General features: G+C 61.2%; 13 protein-coding genes. 4 read left to right on the top strand and 9 right to left on the bottom strand.

Going from position 1 to position 15995, the window contains the following annotated elements:
- Positions 1 to 19: 19 nt before the first annotated feature.
- From iolB to iolG, 8 genes are all read right to left on the bottom strand, one after another.
- Positions 20 to 826, bottom strand: a complete 807-nt coding sequence (iolB, locus tag AC6GQJ_RS13720; RefSeq protein WP_500769176.1) for a 5-deoxy-glucuronate isomerase — start codon at positions 824 to 826, stop codon at positions 20 to 22.
- Positions 827 to 831: 5 nt separating this feature from the next.
- Entirely contained in the window at positions 832 to 1737 is a 906-nt protein-coding gene (gene iolE / locus AC6GQJ_RS13715) for a myo-inosose-2 dehydratase (protein ID WP_500769174.1), read from the bottom strand.
- A complete protein-coding gene (iolD, locus tag AC6GQJ_RS13710) occupies positions 1737 to 3569 on the bottom strand; it encodes a 3D-(3,5/4)-trihydroxycyclohexane-1,2-dione acylhydrolase (decyclizing) (protein WP_500769172.1) in 1833 nt (610 codons plus the stop codon). The genes iolE and iolD overlap by 1 nt, the downstream gene beginning before the upstream one ends.
- Positions 3570 to 3574: 5 nt before the next feature.
- Positions 3575 to 5485 carry a bifunctional 5-dehydro-2-deoxygluconokinase/5-dehydro-2-deoxyphosphogluconate aldolase gene (locus AC6GQJ_RS13705; RefSeq protein ID WP_500769170.1) on the bottom strand — a complete coding sequence of 637 codons (1911 nt, stop codon included), beginning with the start codon at positions 5483 to 5485 and terminating at the stop codon, positions 3575 to 3577.
- Between the two features lie 116 nt (positions 5486 to 5601).
- Positions 5602 to 6423, bottom strand: coding sequence for an ATP-binding cassette domain-containing protein (locus AC6GQJ_RS13700; protein WP_500769168.1), 822 nt, complete (start codon positions 6421 to 6423; stop codon positions 5602 to 5604).
- A gap of 1 nt (position 6424) precedes the next feature.
- Positions 6425 to 7534 carry an ABC transporter permease gene (locus tag AC6GQJ_RS13695; RefSeq protein ID WP_500769166.1) on the bottom strand — a complete coding sequence of 370 codons (1110 nt, stop codon included), beginning with the start codon at positions 7532 to 7534 and terminating at the stop codon, positions 6425 to 6427.
- A 68-nt stretch (positions 7535 to 7602) separates the two neighbouring features.
- A complete protein-coding gene (locus tag AC6GQJ_RS13690) occupies positions 7603 to 8523 on the bottom strand; it encodes a sugar ABC transporter substrate-binding protein (RefSeq protein WP_500769164.1) in 921 nt (306 codons plus the stop codon).
- A gap of 109 nt (positions 8524 to 8632) precedes the next feature.
- Positions 8633 to 9655, bottom strand: a complete 1023-nt coding sequence (gene iolG, locus AC6GQJ_RS13685; protein WP_500769162.1) for an inositol 2-dehydrogenase — start codon at positions 9653 to 9655, stop codon at positions 8633 to 8635.
- A 163-nt stretch (positions 9656 to 9818) separates the two neighbouring features.
- On the opposite strand from iolG, the gene AC6GQJ_RS13680 reads away from it, so the two are divergent.
- Complete coding sequence (locus AC6GQJ_RS13680) at positions 9819 to 10826, top strand: LacI family DNA-binding transcriptional regulator (protein WP_500769160.1); 1008 nt, start codon at positions 9819 to 9821, stop codon at positions 10824 to 10826.
- Between the two features lie 6 nt (positions 10827 to 10832).
- On the opposite strand, the gene AC6GQJ_RS13675 is transcribed toward AC6GQJ_RS13680, so the two are convergent.
- Positions 10833 to 11615, bottom strand: a complete 783-nt coding sequence (locus AC6GQJ_RS13675; RefSeq protein ID WP_500769158.1) for a sulfotransferase family protein — start codon at positions 11613 to 11615, stop codon at positions 10833 to 10835.
- A gap of 266 nt (positions 11616 to 11881) precedes the next feature.
- Here AC6GQJ_RS13675 and AC6GQJ_RS13670 point away from each other — a divergent pair, with 266 nt between their 5' ends.
- From AC6GQJ_RS13670 to AC6GQJ_RS13660, 3 genes are read left to right on the top strand one after another with little or no spacing between them, the layout of a single operon-like run.
- Positions 11882 to 13867, top strand: coding sequence for an HAD-IIB family hydrolase (locus AC6GQJ_RS13670; protein WP_500769156.1), 1986 nt, complete (start codon positions 11882 to 11884; stop codon positions 13865 to 13867).
- A 3-nt stretch (positions 13868 to 13870) separates the two neighbouring features.
- Positions 13871 to 15028: a glycosyltransferase gene (locus AC6GQJ_RS13665; protein WP_500769154.1), complete on the top strand. Its 1158-nt coding sequence runs from the start codon at positions 13871 to 13873 to the stop codon at positions 15026 to 15028.
- Entirely contained in the window at positions 15021 to 15995 is a 975-nt protein-coding gene (locus tag AC6GQJ_RS13660; protein WP_500769152.1) for a glycosyltransferase family 2 protein, read from the top strand. Before AC6GQJ_RS13665 ends, AC6GQJ_RS13660 begins: the two co-directional genes overlap by 8 nt.

The following is a 15995-nucleotide window of genomic DNA, read 5'->3' as shown; positions in this document are numbered from 1 at the left end:
GCCGCCTTAGCGAAAGCCCTTAGGCGTCCCGTTCCATGATCCACTCAACCGGCGGGGCGGGTACAAAGCGCCACTTGCGCTTGGGGCCAGCCATAACGTTTAGGTAATACATTTCGAACCCGTAAGGTGCGCCGCACGGGTGGTGGCCGCGTGGCACCAGAACCACGTCGCCATCGCTGGTCGCCATGGTTTCGTCCAACTGCCCGTCATCGGTATAGACGCGCTGAATACCGAAACCGTCAGCAGGGTTCAGACGGTGGTAATAGGTTTCTTCCAGATAGGTGATGCGCGGATAGTCGTCTTCGTCGTGACGGTGGCTTGGATAGGACGACCAGTTGCCAGCGGGGGTGAACACCTCGGTCACTAGCAGGCTGTCGCAATAGTCCTCGTTCTCCATCGCGATATTGTTGATGTGGCGCGTGTTGGTGCCCTTGCCGCGTTCGGTCAGGGTAATGCCATCAGGGCCGATGCGACGTGCCTCGTGACCGCCCATGCCCGGAGCGGAGCAGACCGCCAGCACACAATCGGTTTCTGCCACAGCGTCCCATTCGGTGCCGTTTGGTAGATACAGGCAATGCGGCGGGGTCTTTTCAAATACGTTCATCCGGTCGCCCAGCACGCCCCAGTCCTGGCCCGCGCCGTTGATCTTGGCCTTACCCTCGACCATCACCAGAATGACCTCGCGGTCGCCCGTCACTTCGGCAGCGGTATCACCCGCCTTGAGGCGATAAAGCGAGAACCCGACATAGCGCCAGCCCGCGCTTTGCGGTGTGATCTCGTGGACTTTGCCGCGTGTGCCAAAGGGTTTTCTCAAAAGATCAGGCATGGGAACTACTTCTCTATTGTGAGGCCGGAGCGGCCGCAGATTTCGGTGATGTGGTCAAAGCCCAGCTTGGAATATTCGAACGGCGGGGCCTTGGCCGGATCCTGTTCCGCCTCGACCACGATCCATCCGTGGTAATCCATTGCTTTGAGCTTGTCGGTGATGGCCTGAAAGTCGATGCAGCCTTCCTTGTCGCCGGGCACCGAGTAGACACCCGCCGCAACCCCGTCGAGAAAGCTTTTATCTTCGCCGTTGACCCAGTCCAGTACGGGCTGTCGTACATCCTTGAAGTGGACGTGGTGCACACGGTGGCCCCATTTGTCCAACACCGCAACCGGATCGGCACCGGCAAAGTGCAAGTGGCCGGTATCATAAAGAAGGGTCAGATCGTCGCTTGATCCCTCCATCAGCCAATCAATGTCTTCGGCATCCTGCACCATCGCCCCCATGTGGTGGTGATAGCTGAGCGCGACGCCCTGATCGGCGGACCATTTGGCAACTTCCGACAGTTTCGCGGCATAGGCCATCACCTCGTCGCGGGACAGTTTGGGACGCTGGCTGACAGGGGTGTTGATCATGCCCTGAATGGTGTTGGAGCATTCGGCATAAACGATACAGGGCGCATTCAGGGCGGCGAACTGTTCGACCTGCTGGCGGATCGCGGCCTGTTCTTCTTCGACAGGGCTGACCATCAGGTTGCCCGAGCACCAGCCGCCACACAGCGACACGCCATAGCGGTCAAGATATTCGCGCAGGCCTTCGGTGTCGGCAGGCATCCGGCGGCCACGTTCGACACCGGTATAGCCGATCTTCGCCGCGTCCTCCATCGCACCTTCGGTGGTGTAGTCCTTGGTCAGCTCTGGCAGGTCGTCGTTCTGCCACGCGATCAAAGAAATGCCGATTTTCACAGCCATCAGTCTGCCCTTTGTTGTTTCTTGTTGGCTTCATATGCGGCGCGTGCCGCGTTCACTTCGGCACGTTCGCTGACTTCGGGAACGCCGACTTCCCACCATGTGCCGCCATGTTCGGTGGACGGGTAAGGATCGGTGTCGATCACGATGACATAGGGGCCCTTGGCGTCGAACCGTTTGGCCAGTGCTGCTTCCAGCTCCGCGATCGTGCTGACCTTGACGCTGACCGCGCCCATGGATTCGGCATGTTTGGCGAAGTCGATATTGGAATTCTCGCCGCCAATGGCGTGGTCCAGCAGGTTGTTGAACTCGGCACCGCCGGTGCCCATTTGCAGCCGGTTGATGCAGCCATAGCCTCGGTTGTCGGTGATCACGACGGTGAACGGGATGCCCATCATCGCCGCTGTCGCCATTTCCGAGTTGGCCATCATATAAGTGCCATCGCCGGTAAAGCAGATCACGTCGCGTGCGGGGTCCGCCATCTTGATGCCCATCGCACCGGCGATCTCGTAACCCATGCAGCTGAACCCGTATTCCATGTGATAGGACATGGGCCGCGAGGATTTCCACAGTTTGTGCAACTCGCCCGGCATGGTGCCTGCGGCGCACATGACGGCAGTGTCATCGGTTGCCGCACGTTGCACCGCGCCGATCACCTGCATGTCGGTGGGCAGTTGGTTGCTGTCCTCGGGCGCGTTCGTCAACGGATCGACCTTGCCGAACCAGTCGTCCTTCAGCCCATCAATCGCCCCGGGGGACGTATAGGAACCAAGGCTGTCGCCCAACTCGCCCAAGCCTACCAGTGCGTCCGCCTGCAACGGCACCGCACCGTGTTTCATCGCGTCATAGGCCGCCACGTTCAGCGAAATCAGCTTGCGCGCAGGGTTGGCAAACAGGCCCCACGATCCGGTGGTGAAATCCTGAAAACGGGTGCCGACACCGATCACCACGTCCGCCTCTGCGCAGACCGTGTTGGCCGCTTCGCCCCCTGTCACCCCGATGGGGCCAAGGTTCAGCGGGTGATCCCATGGGAGGGCCGATTTGCCCGCCTGCGTTTCGGTCACGGGGATGTTGTGTGCCTCGGCAAAGGTGGCCAGTGCATCTGTCGCCTGTGCGTAATGCACGCCGCCACCGGCCACGATCACGGGGCGTTTTGCGGCGCGGATGATGTCGGCCACGTCGGCCAATTCGTCCGCATCGGGGCGCATACGGCGCTGACGCCAGACCTTCGGTTCAAAGAAGCTTTCGGGATAATCGAACGCCTCGGCCTGCACATCCTGACAAAAGCTGAGGCAGACCGGACCGCATTCGGCAGGGTCGGTCATCACGCGGAAGGCGCGCGGCAAGGCGGTGAGCAACTGTTCGGGCCGCGTGATGCGGTCGAAATAGCGTGTCACCGGCTTGAACGCGTCATTCACGGTGACGGTGCCATCGCTCCAATCCTCGATCTGTTGCAGCACCGGATCGGGACCACGGTCGGCAAACACCTCACCCGGGATCAACAGGACGGGTAAGCGGTTCACATGGGCCAGCGCCGCCGCCGTCACCATATTGGCCGCACCCGGCCCGATGGAGGACGTTACCGCCATCGCCTTGCGACGGCCCGACTGTTTGGCATAGGCGATGGCCGCGTGGGCCATGGTCTGTTCGTTATGGCCGCGCCACGTTGGAAAGCTGTCCTTGTGGGCGTGCAGCGCCTCGCCAATGCCAACCACGTTGCCGTGCCCGAAAATCGCCCAGCAGCCTTCAATAAAGCGTGTGCCGTCGGGGCCCATTTGTGCCGCGATATAGCGCACCATGGCCTGCGCCGCTGTCAGCCGGATCGTCTTGACCATCGAAATTACTCCCTGTTCAGGCGGGCATCTGCCCGTGCCGTATCCCAGATGTCGCAGAGGCGCGTGTAACGTTCAACCATCTGCGCAACAGCGGCATCATCTGCCATTTCCCCTTTCAGCCATGCGCGTGCGGCATCGCCAAAAATCGTGCGGCCAACGGCGAAACCTTTGACCAGCGGCTGTTTCGCCGCCAGCGCAAAGCTTGCCGCCAGTTCCGCTTCGGGCGCGTCGAGGCCCAGCACCACAATGCCACGCACGCGCGGATCGTTGCGTTCAATCGCGGCAACGGCATTGGCCCATGCGGCTTCGGTCTTGAACGGTTCAAGCTTCCACCAGTCGGGATAGACGCCCGCGTCATAGAAGGTCTGGATCAGCGTGGCCGAGGTGTCGTCATCCACAGGGCCAACCTTGGAGGGAATGATCTCCAGCAGGAATTCCAGCCCGTTGCGACGTGCGGCGGTAAACAGGCGCTTGACCCGTGCAACCTGCATCGCGGCGGTTTTGTCGTCGTCGTCAGGGTGGCAGAACACCAGCAGCTTCACGACATTCTCGCGCGCCCATTCGCGCAGCTGGCCAAGGTCTTCGCCCAGTTCCGGTTCGAATTCGATAGGGCGAGAACCTGGCAATTCAGTCGGGCGACCGATCCAAAGGCCACTGCCGCTGGCGCGGTGCAGGGCCGTGCGCCCAATGCGGTTGTCGCACAGAATGCCATAGCCCGGCTTGCCGTCCTGCACCTCAAGCGCGGCCTGAAGGCAGAGTTCCTTGAACGCGCCGCCCTTTTCGCGGGTATAGCCGTCCATCTCTTCAAGTTGCAGGCGGTGGTCAAAGGCAAAGGTCTTGACCGAGGACCAGTCGCCGTGGCGGTTCGTCGCCCAATGGACCTGCTCAAGCTCGACATCGTTGCGCAGATCGGGGCGCTTGATCCCGCGTTCAAAGAAGAATTGCAGTTCTTCCCAGCTTGGATAGGCGGGGGTGCAGCCATGGCGGCTGACCGCGAAGGCACCGCAGGCATTGGCGTATTTCAGGGCTGTTGGCCAATCCTCGCCATCAAGCCAGCCTTTCAGCAAGCCGGACATGAACCCGTCGCCCGCGCCCAGTACGTTGAACACTTCGATGGGGAAACCGGGACCGGCCTGCCCTTCATCCAGCGTGTCGGGAATGGCGCCTTCGAACGCCACCGCGCCATCGGCACCGCGCTTGCACACCAGTGTCGCACCGGACACGGCGCGCACGGCACGCAGGGCTTCGATGGTGTTGGTTGATCCGCCCGCGATATGGAATTCTTCTTCGGTGCCGACAATCAGGTCGAACAGGTGCAGCGTCGCCTGCAACTTGGCCGTCACGGCCACGCTTTCCACAAAGCGGCTTTCGCCGTCGCCGTGCCCCGCCACACCCCACAGGTTGGGGCGATAGTCGATATCAAGCGCGGTCTGCATATTGTTGGAGCGGGCGATCTCCAGCGCCTTGAGTGTTGCCGCCTCGACCTGCGGGTTGCTTAGATGTGTGCCTGTGGCCACCACGGCGCGGGCCGAGGTTATGAAATCCTCGTCCACGTCATCGACCGTCAGGCCCATATCCGCACAATCCTCGCGGTAGAAGATCAACGGGAACTGTTCACTGTCACGAATACCCAGCAGCACCAGTGCGGTCAGGCGGTCAGGGTCCACTTTGACCCCGTCGGTATTCACCCCTTCGCGGGCAAGCTGTTCGGTAATGAACCGCCCCATATGTTCATCGCCGACACCGGTGATCACCGCCGATTTCAGGCCCAGACGGGCCGTGCCGCAGGCGATGTTGGTCGGAGAGCCGCCGATATACTTGTCGAACGATCCCATGTCCTCCAACCGCCCGCCGATTTGCGCGCCGTAGAGATCCACCGAGGACCGGCCAATGGTAATGAGGTCGAGTTTTGCCATGTGACGCACCTGTGGTTCGCATTAGATTTTCACGGGGCTGGTGGGAAAGTACCCGCCAGCCCCGCTTACCATTTCGTGTTCTTGGGAGGAACCGAATGGTGTTGGTTGGGGCGGTCTTAGACCGTGCCGCCCAATGATCCTTCAAGCTGCGCCATCTCTTGGCCACCGGCCATGAGGTCTTGCAGTTCTTCGGGGCTGATCTCGCCTCGTTTGGCGGTGCCCAGCGTTTTGCCACGGTTAAGGACAGTGAACCTGTCCCCCACCGCCAGCGCGTGCCGGACGTTGTGGCTGATGAAAACCACACCCACCCCTTGCGAGCGGACCTTGTCGATGGTCGCCAAAACGTTGGACGTCTGCCGGACACCAAGCGCCGAGGTCGGTTCATCAAGGATCAGAACCTTGGCCCCGAAATAGACCGCGCGAGCAATCGCCACGGTCTGGCGTTCACCGCCGGACAAGGTGCCAACCGCCTGATCGGGACCACGCAGGTTGATGCCCATCTTGCGCATCTCTGTCATCGTGATCTCGTTGGCGCGGTCCACGTCGAACCGTTTGGTCAGCGCGCGGCCCTTTGTCGGTTCGCGCCCCATGAAGAAGTTGCGCGCCACCGACATCAGCGGGATCATCGCAAGATCCTGAAACACGGTGGCGATACCTGCCTCCATCGAGTCCCGAGGTGTGGCAAAGCTCATCGGTTTGCCTTCGAACAGAATCTCGCCATGGGTTGGCTGGTGCACGCCCGACATCGTCTTGATGAAGGTCGATTTGCCGGCACCGTTGTCACCCAAAAGGCAGTGGCATTCACCGGGGCGGATATCAAAGCTGACACCGGCCAGTGCGATGATATTGCCAAAGTGCTTCTGGATGTCCTTCATCTGGACAATCGGGGCAACGCTGTCGTCAACTTCGCCGTGATGGAATGTGCTATCGTCAGTCATATCAACGCTCCCCCGTGACGCGCTTGCGAATGGCATTGTTGAACAGAACCGCGATCAAGAGCATGCCGCCCAGGAACACCTGGAACCAGTCCTGATCAAAGCCCGTATAGGTCAGGCCGATCACCACCATGCCGAAGATGATAGAGCCGAAGAAGGCACCGATGGCCGAACCATATCCGCCCGTCAGCAGACAGCCCCCGATCACAGCGGCGATGATGGCCTCGAATTCCTTCTGGAACCCGCGCCGCGCATCGGTGGAGCCTGCGTCGATCACTGTGATGATCGCAACCATGGCGGCGCAGCAGGCCGTGACCATGAACAGGGAAATCTTGATCCGGTGGACCGGCACGCCGGAGTTCGAGGCCGCTGTGGCGTCACCGCCCGCAGCAAAGATCCAGTTACCCGCAGGTGTGCGCAGCAGGATGTAGGTCGCAACCAGTGCCAGCACGATGAACCACAGGATTTCGACCGGAATGCCGGTGACCTTGGGTGTGCCGTTCTTGAATGTCTCGACCAGCCCGAGTTCAGCCAGCCATGCAAACAGGCCAGGAAGGGCGTCGCCAGAAAAGACAGGGGCGAGCCAGTCGTTTTCGGTCGCTTCGCGGATGCCGCGCAACTGGGTCGACCCACCAGAGGCCCATTTTAGCCCCACCAGCGACAGGCCGCGCAGGATGAACAGGAAGGCGAGTGTCACGATAAAGGAAGGCAGGCCGGAACGGATGACGATCACGCCGTTGATCGCCCCGACGCATGCCGAAAACAGGAATGTCAGCGGGATCGCCACAACCAATGGCAGGCCCCAGACCATGACGCAGACCCCAAAGAACAGGCCCGCAAAGGCAACCATGGACCCGATGGACAGGTCGAATTCGCCCCCGATCATCAACATCGCCGCGCCGATGGCCAGAATGCCAAGCTGGGCTGCGGGTGTCAGGAAGTTTATGATCCCCGAGGCTGTGAACATCGCGGAATCCGCGGTGACAAGAAAGAAAACGGTAACCAGAACGACACCCGCGATGGCGCCAAGCTCGGGTCGTTTCATTAGGCGCGAGATAAAGGATTCGGCCTTTATCCGTTCATCCTGTGTTGCATTTGTCGATGTGTCGGTCATGTCCCTCTTCCCTTATTGGCGAGGGTGGCGCGGTCGTCGCGCCACCCGTTTTTGCATGCAGCCGAAGCTTAGCGGATGCCCTGAGACGACAGTTCGATCACCTGAGCGGCCTTGTCAGCCGTGATGAGGTTCGGACCCGAAGCAACGTCACCACCTGGCATCAGGCCGTACTTGCCTTGCAGCGCCATGATGGACACGGCGAGGTAGCCTTGCAGGTATTGCTGCTGGTCCAGAGCGAAGGCCGCATCGCCATCGACGACGGACTGCAGGAAGCCTGCGGACAAGTCGAAGGTTGCGACGTTCACGTCACGACCGGATGCTTTGACAGCCGCGACCGAAGGTTCACCGGCTGTGGATGCGCCCAGGGCCATGACAGTGTCGACGCTTTCGTCAGACGCCAGTGCAGCGGCCACTTTGGATTCGATTTCGGCAGGATCGTTTGTGGTTGGCAGAACGGTCACTGTACCGCCAAAGCCTTCCTCGAAACCGGCGCAACGCTGGTCGAGAGAGATGTTACCGACCTCTTGGTTGACGCAAAGCGCGTTGGTGCCGCCCATGTCGGCCAGTGCCTTACCAGCGGCAACACCTGCGTCATACTCGTCCTGACCAACATGCATCAGCGCACCCAGTTCTTTACCCTGCGCGCCACCTGCGTTGATGGTCACAACAGGAATACCGGCTGCGATCGCACGCTCGACCGATGGCCCAAGCGCATCTGGGTCGGGGAACGAGATGACCAGCCCGTCGGGCTCTTCGTTCACGGCGGCGTCGATCAGCTGGGACATCAGAACCATGTCGAATGTCTCGGGCGAGTTGTACGAGACGTTCGCGCCCGTGTCGGCAGCCGCCTGATCAACGCCAGCCTTGACGACAGACCAGAACGCGTCGTTCGCCTGACCGTGTACAACGACCGAAATATCCTGAGCTACGGCAGGTGCGGCAACAGCCATTGCACCGGCAGCAATTGCGCCTTTCAGAAAAGTTTTCATGTGGGTTTCCTCCCTTTGGTTTCCCTTTGCACCGGAAATCTCCGGCGTCTTCTTTACACAGCAACCGCTGCGCAGTTCGCATTGTCCGTTGCCGGACAAGTGCCCCTTGTCAGGCCGCCTCCCCGCAGCCCGTATTCCCGATCAGATCTGCCAGAGCGACAGGCTGGCCCGACTTGGCGGACTGCGTCGCAGCCTCTGCCATCGCCAGCGCAGCAACACCGTCATGCAGGTTGACCGGCATGTCCGCCTTGCCTTTGACCGCCTCGACAAACGCGGCCCATTCAGCCTTGTAGGCGGGCATATAGCGTTCGAGGAAAAAGTACGTCGGCTTGGCGCTGACGACGCCGGCAGTGGTGGATTTGACCACCGTGTTCTCCAGCATGTTCTGCGCTTGCAGCAGCCCGTCAGAGCCCAGAATTTCCACCCGTTGGTCATAGCCGTACACCGCACGGCGCGAGTTCTTGATCACCGCGAGGCGTCCGTCCGCATAGGTCAGCGTGACAACGGCTGTATCCACATCACCCGCCGCGCCGATCGCCGGATCGACCACGGAAGTTCCCACCGCAGAAACAGTCACCGGCGCTTCGCCGATGATGAAATTCGCCATGTCGAAATCGTGGATCATCATATCGCGGAACAGACCGCCCGACACCTTGATGTATTCAACCGGCGGCGGTGCCGGATCAAAAGATGTGATCGACAGCAGCTCAGCCTTGCCGATCTCTCCGGCGGCAAGCGCGCCTTTCAGCGACGCAAAGCTGGGATCGAAGCGACGGTTAAACCCGATCATAATGCGCGATGCCTTGTCACCCACCGCCTTCAGGCAGGCAGAGGCACGCTCAAGGCTCAGGTCCACCGGCTTTTCGCACAGAACCGCCTTGCCCGCAGCAGCGGCGGTTTCGATCAAGTCCGAATGAGTGTCCGTAGATGTGGCGATCAGAACCGCGTCGATGCTGCTGTCGGCGATGATCTCGTCCGATGTGCGCACCTCGCAATTGAAGGTCTTTGCCAATGCCTGCGCATTCGCCTCGAACGCGTCGGAGACTGCGACAAGTTCGCTCTCCGGATGCGCAGAAATTGCCTGCGCATGAACATTCCCGATGCGCCCTGCCCCGAGCAATCCTACCCGCATGTTGAGACCCTCCCGATTCTCGTTTGGTAGGATCATTCACAGTTTTGCACCCGCGTGCAACAATTTTTTGCACGCGGGTGCAACGTTGCGTTATACAAAGGGTGTCTATGGACTTTGCACGTGCAAATGTGCGACCCCCATAGACCACGGGAGGCAACACGCCATGAAAAATCAGGACGGTTCCGTCACGGCTGACGATGTTGCCACGCTTGCGGGGGTTTCCCGTTGGACGGTGAACCGTGCCTTCAAGAAAGATGCGTCCATCTCTGCCAAATCCCGTGAGAAGGTGATCGAGGCGGCAGAAACCCTTGGCTATGTGCCCGACCTTCTGGCTACCAGCCTTGCAACGGACCGCACCAATCTAGTGGCGCTGCTGGTGGACGATTTTGCCAACCCGCACAAACTGGTGATGATGGAACGCCTGACCCGCATCCTGCGCAAGAACGGCTATGACACGCTGCTGGTCAACACCAGCGACGAGGAAGATGCCTCTGCCGCGCTGCTGAACGCCAGCCAGCGCCGCGTGGACGCCGCCGTGCTGATCGGGGTCAGCTTCAATGACCAAAGCCTAGAGACCGCCCTTGGCGCGAAACGGGTAAAGAAGCTGATCGTGTTTGCGCGCATGTCGGGCAATGACAACACTATTTCGGTCTGCTGTGACGACCGCGCCGCCATGACGGCGATCACGCAATATGTGGTTAGGGCGGGCTATCGCAAACCGCTGTTTCTGGCCGGACCACAAACGCAATCTGCCCACTTGCAGCGCAAGGAAATCTTTGTGTCCCAATGGTCCAAACTGACCGGACGCGTCCCCGAATTTGTGTCCGTGGGCAGCTATGATCCAAAGCTCGCCTATGACCTGATCGCCAAGATGTATCGCGGCAAACCCAAGTCCGACCTGCCCGACGTTCTGGTCTGTGAAAACGATGCGCTGGCAATGGGCTCCATCGACGCGATCCGTTTCGAACTGGGGCTGAGCGTGCCGGACGACATCGCCGTCACCGGCTTTGACGATGTGCCCCAAGCCTCAGGCCCGCAATACCAGCTGACCACCTATCGCCAGCCGCTGACGGACATGGCCACCGCGCTGGTGGACGTGCTGGACGGCAAGAAAGAGACGAAAAAGCTGAACGCATTTACCGGAAATCTGATCATCCGGACCAGCGCATAAGGCGCGTTATCTAAGCGGATTGGTGGCCGCCGCGACATTCTCGACAATGCGCCGCAACGGGTGACGGGTAATCCCTGCCCACGGCATTGTTTTCAGCCCCGCTGTATATCCCCAAGACGCTGCGCGCTCCGCCTGCCCTGCCGTCAGTTCGGTCGTGCCGGTATAATCCCGATTGCCGTCGCGAATGTCATGCCGCCCCGCAACGACTTCAACATCAAGAAAAGCCGCCAGCCGCGCCAGCGTCGCAGCCGGATCAGTCACCAAATCCTCGTACCGGACAGTGATAACGCTGTGCAGATAGTCGATGTCGCGGCGCACGATGTCATAGGCGTCCAGCCAGTGATCCATCATCGCCGCATGTGGCATGTCCACCCATTTCGACGTTGCCGCCGCAACCGCTTCGGGGTGGCGCGTCACCACGACAAATTGCGACAGGGGGAACAACTGCTGGTACAACCGCATCCGCGTGAGGTTCACCGGAGATTTCTCAACCCGCCAAGGCGCGTCAGCAAAGTACGGTGCCCAGTCACGCTCGAGTCGCTGCTGGGTTTCCAGACGATCAAACTGCGATCCTTCGATATGATGCTGCGCCGGATCGTTGGCAAAGTGCATCGGCACGCCATGACGCGCCGTGTGCGGGATCGCCCCTTGCAGATACACGCCCTCGTTTTCTGGTACAGGCGCGGCGTTGATCGCGCTTACCCCCGGCAAATCACCGATCAACCGCGCCACCAGACTGGTGCCAGAGCGGTGCAGCCCACCCACAAAAACATAGCGATGAGACGTCATGGCAATTCCCCGATTAGAGAGGGGGAACTAGGGCACACCGAATTGGCGGCAAGAAGCTTAATGCGCAATTTGCGCTTTTTTCCACATTTTTCCGAATTGGAAATTATTTCACAGAAAGGGCGGGAACCACATCAAGATTTCGTGGTTACTTTTGCGAAGCTGACGAATTTCACAGCTCTGAACCAGTAAAATCGTGGGAGGCTGATATGCGCATCATGCATATTTCGCTGGGCGGATGTCTATCCGCCCCGCCCGTCAGGTACGGCATGACGGAAGATACCGGTGGGCATATTGCCTATGTTCTGGGCGCAGCAATGGCGCAATCGGAACGCCCCGACATTACCGAAGTCACTATTGTTACGCGGCTGTTTGATGCACCTCACTTGGGAAAAGTATTTGCATCGCCACAAGAAACGATTTCGCCGAAATGCCGCATTCTGCGATTGGCGTCAGAACGGTCGGAATATCTGGAAAAAGACGACCTCACTGGCGAGCTTCCCACGCTGCAACGCGCCCTGCTGACGATGTTGGATGATATGGGCACCGCGCGCCCCGATGTGATCCATGCACATTTTGCCGACGCCGCCGAACTGGCGCTGGCCGCACGCGAACGCTTTGGCATTCCGGTCCTTTACACCGCCCATTCGCTGGGCGCGGAAAAGTTGAAGCCGAATGAAACCCCGTCCCCTTCGCTGCGCGCCCGTATCGCCCGCGAAACCCGCGCATTGGAGCAAGCGGATGCGATCATTGCCTCCTCCCGCGATGAGGTGGAGCGTCAGATACCCAACCTTGTGTCCGACGCCGAAGGGCGCGCGCATCGCGTCGGCCCCGGTGTGTGCGTGCAGAACGCGGGCGATCCCGACCGCGCGCGTGACCTGCTGCGCCCTTTTCTGCGCGACGTGGACAAGCCTATCATCCTCGCCATTGCGCGGCCTATCCGCAAAAAGAACCTGCGCCGCGTGATTGATGCCTATGCGACCGATCCCACCCTGCAGGAACGTGCCAATCTGGTGATCGTCGCGGGCCTGCGCGACGGTCTGGACACGGACGGAAGCGAACGGGACAAGGTGATTGCCGACCTGTTCGATGGCGTCGACCGCCACGACCTTTGGGGCAAGGTTGCGCTGCCGCGCCAGCACAGCGCGCAGGACATCAGCGACCTTTATGCGCTTGCCGCGCAGGACGGCGTGTTCTGCAACCCCGCCTTTCACGAACCCTTTGGCCTGACCCTGATCGAGGCGGCACAGGCGGGTGTCCCCCTTGTCGCCACGCATTCCGGCGGTCCGTCCGACATCATCCCCGAACTCGGCTTTGGCGCGCTGGTCGATCCCTACGACACGGCCAGTATCACCGCCGGTTTGCGCCGTGTTTTGGACGCGCCCGAACGGCAACTTGCCGCACGCCGCGCCCGCAAAATCGCACGCCAGACCTATGACTGGAAAGCTTGGGCCAAGCGAACACAGAGTGTGATTGAAACGCTGACAGACGTGCCACAGGCACCCGCCGTTCACATTCATCACCCCGACCACCTGCTGGCCTGCGACATCGACAATACGCTGACCGGATGTCGCAACGGCGCGCGCGCTTTTGCGGACTGGCTGACGCAGGAGGGTCGCGACTACGCCTTTATCGTAGCGACAGGACGCTCGGTCGCCGAGGCGCAGCGCGTGCTCGCCGATTGGGATTTGACCACGCCCGACACGATCATCAGTTCGACCGGCACCGAGATCTGGCGCCACGGCCACCAAGGCTTCACGCTGTGTTCAGACTATGCAGCGACACTTGCAGATGGGTGGGACATAACGGCGGTGCGCACGGCCCTGCTCAATGCAGATGTGCGCCTGCAACCCGTCTATGATCAACGCCGCTGGAAGGTCAGCCTGTTCGGCACCGACCGCGATGTGCCTGCGATCAAGGCGCGGCTGCGGCAGGCGGGCATTGCGGCGCGCATCATCCCCTCGCACGGGAAATACATCGACATCGTTCCCGCCCAAGCGGGCAAAGCCGCCGCGATCCGGTTTGAGGCCGACCGCCGCAACCTGCCCGAAAGCAACGTCATCGTTGCGGGGGACAGTGGCAATGACCTCGATATGCTGACGCGGTTCGATTGCGCCGTTCTGCCCGCCAATGCGCTGGCCGAACTGGACGGGCTTGCCTCGGTCTACCGCTCGCCGTTCAAACACGCGGCGGGGGTTCTGGACGGGGTGCAACACTATCGCACGCCGCAACCGATGCTGATGGCGGGGGAATAGGCGATGCGAGATTTCCATGACCCCGCGCTGCGCCCTTTCGGCTATTTCGCGCACCATCAGGGGCGCGGCCATGCCGAACGCTGCGCCGCCATTGTCAACGCCCTGCCAGAGGATCGCCCCGTGCGCGTCTTTTGCGCCCGCGATGATATCTTTCCCGAACTGCGCCCCAATGTGACGGTACAAAAACTGCCCTCGCTGTTCGAACCGGACGGGTCAGAGCCGCAAGGTGCCGCCCTTCTCGACACGCCAGAGACGACGCATTGCGCCCCTGTGGGCTGGACCGGCATTCGCACCGCGATGTCCCATATGGCGCAGTTCTTCGCCACGGATGCGCCCGAGTTGATGGTGGTTGATGTCTCTGCCGAGGTGGCGCAACTGGCGCGTCTGTGTTCGGTGCCTCATGTCAAGATTTTGCAACACGGCGACCGCAGCGATCCGGCCCATCGCGCCGCCTATGATGGCGCGGCAGGGTTGCTTGCCCCGTTTCACGCAGACCTCGCACAGGACGACTGGACCGCGTGGCAGGACAAACTGCACTTCGCCCCCGGATTGGGCGTGAACGTCGCCCTGCCGCCCCGCGACACGGCGCGCGCGCGGATCAAACTCGGGGACCGCCCCGTGGCACTGGTGGTGTGCGGTGGTGGCGGCAACGGCATTTCCGAGGCCGCACTGGGTGTCGCCGCACGGACCTATCCGCAGATGGACTGGATCACCATTGGCGAGGTACAGCGCGACTGGCACGCGACCCTGCCACCCAACCTAACGCATCGCGGCTGGGTCGATAACGCCCCCGACTTCATCGCGGCGGCGGACCTTGTGATCTCCTCCACCGGTAACACGACATGCGCGCAGGTGCTGACCGCCGCGACCCCTTGGATCGTGGTGCCGGAATGGCGCTACTTCGATGAACAGGTCGAAAAGGCGCAAGCTTTGGGACGGGCGGGCGCGGCGCTGCATCTGCCGCACATGCCCAGTTCGGCCCATGCATGGCGCACCGCGATTGATCAGGTACAGCGCGACCACGACCCTGCCCGACAACGCGCCTTGGCAGGGGGCGCTGACGCCCCCGCACACACGGCGGAATGGCTGGAAACCCTTGCCGCCCGCCTTTGGGACCGCCCCGAAATTTCAACAGCTATGAAAGAGGTTCACCATGCGTGACGTATCCGTTCTGACCATCGCCCGTGGCCGCGAGGCGCATCTGCACAATGTCATCCATGGCCTTGCCCAACAGACTTTGCCGCCACGCGAACTGGTGATCGCCGCCATGCAGGACACGCTGTATGACAACCTGCCCGCGACCCCCTTCCCGATCCACCAGATCAAGGTGACACGGCCCGACGGTGAACTGCCCCTTGCCGCGGCGCGCAACGCGGCGGCGGCCAAGGCCAGCGGCACGGTCCTTGCCTTTGTCGACGTGGACTGCATCCCGCACCCCGACCTTGTGTCGGACGTGGCCGAGGCGTGCCATGACGGGCGCGGGCTTGTGATGGGCGAGGTTGCCTATCTACCCAAAGGTGCCGCGTCGGACACTTTGGATTTTGCGCGTTTCGACGCCATCAGCGTGCGCCATTCCGACCGTCAGGGACCGCCCGCCGAAGGGTTGCGCGCCTGCGAGGATTACCGCTGCTTCTGGTCGCTGAACTTTGCCATGCACCGCGCCGACTGGGACCGTAGCGGCGGCTTTGACGAAGGGTATTTCGGTTATGGCGGCGAAGACACCGATTTCGGCCGTGTGCTGGATGCGCGCGGGATCGACATCTGGTGGATGAAAGGGGCCAAGGTCTATCACCAATACCACGACCATTGCATGCCGCCGATCCACCATGTGGAGGCCGTCGTGCGCAACGCCGAATACTTTGCGACCCGTTGGGGCCACCGGACCATGGGGCACTGGCTGCATGCCTTTGACCTGATGGGACTGATCGAGGCAAGCGAGGAGTCCCTGACGATCCTGCGCGCCCCTGATGAAGCCGATTTCGCCCTGTGCCGGCAGACCGAGGACATGCCTTATGCCAACAGCCGCCGTGTGATGGACAAGCTGATGCGCGATATTGAAACCGAAGAAGCGCGCCGCGCCGCCGCAGAGCATGGCGAAGAACGTATCTCTGCCATCGCGGCGGAATAA

The organism is Tateyamaria sp. 7Alg 36 (genome assembly GCF_059882455.1).
This window is presented reverse-complemented; position numbering and strand designations above follow the sequence as displayed.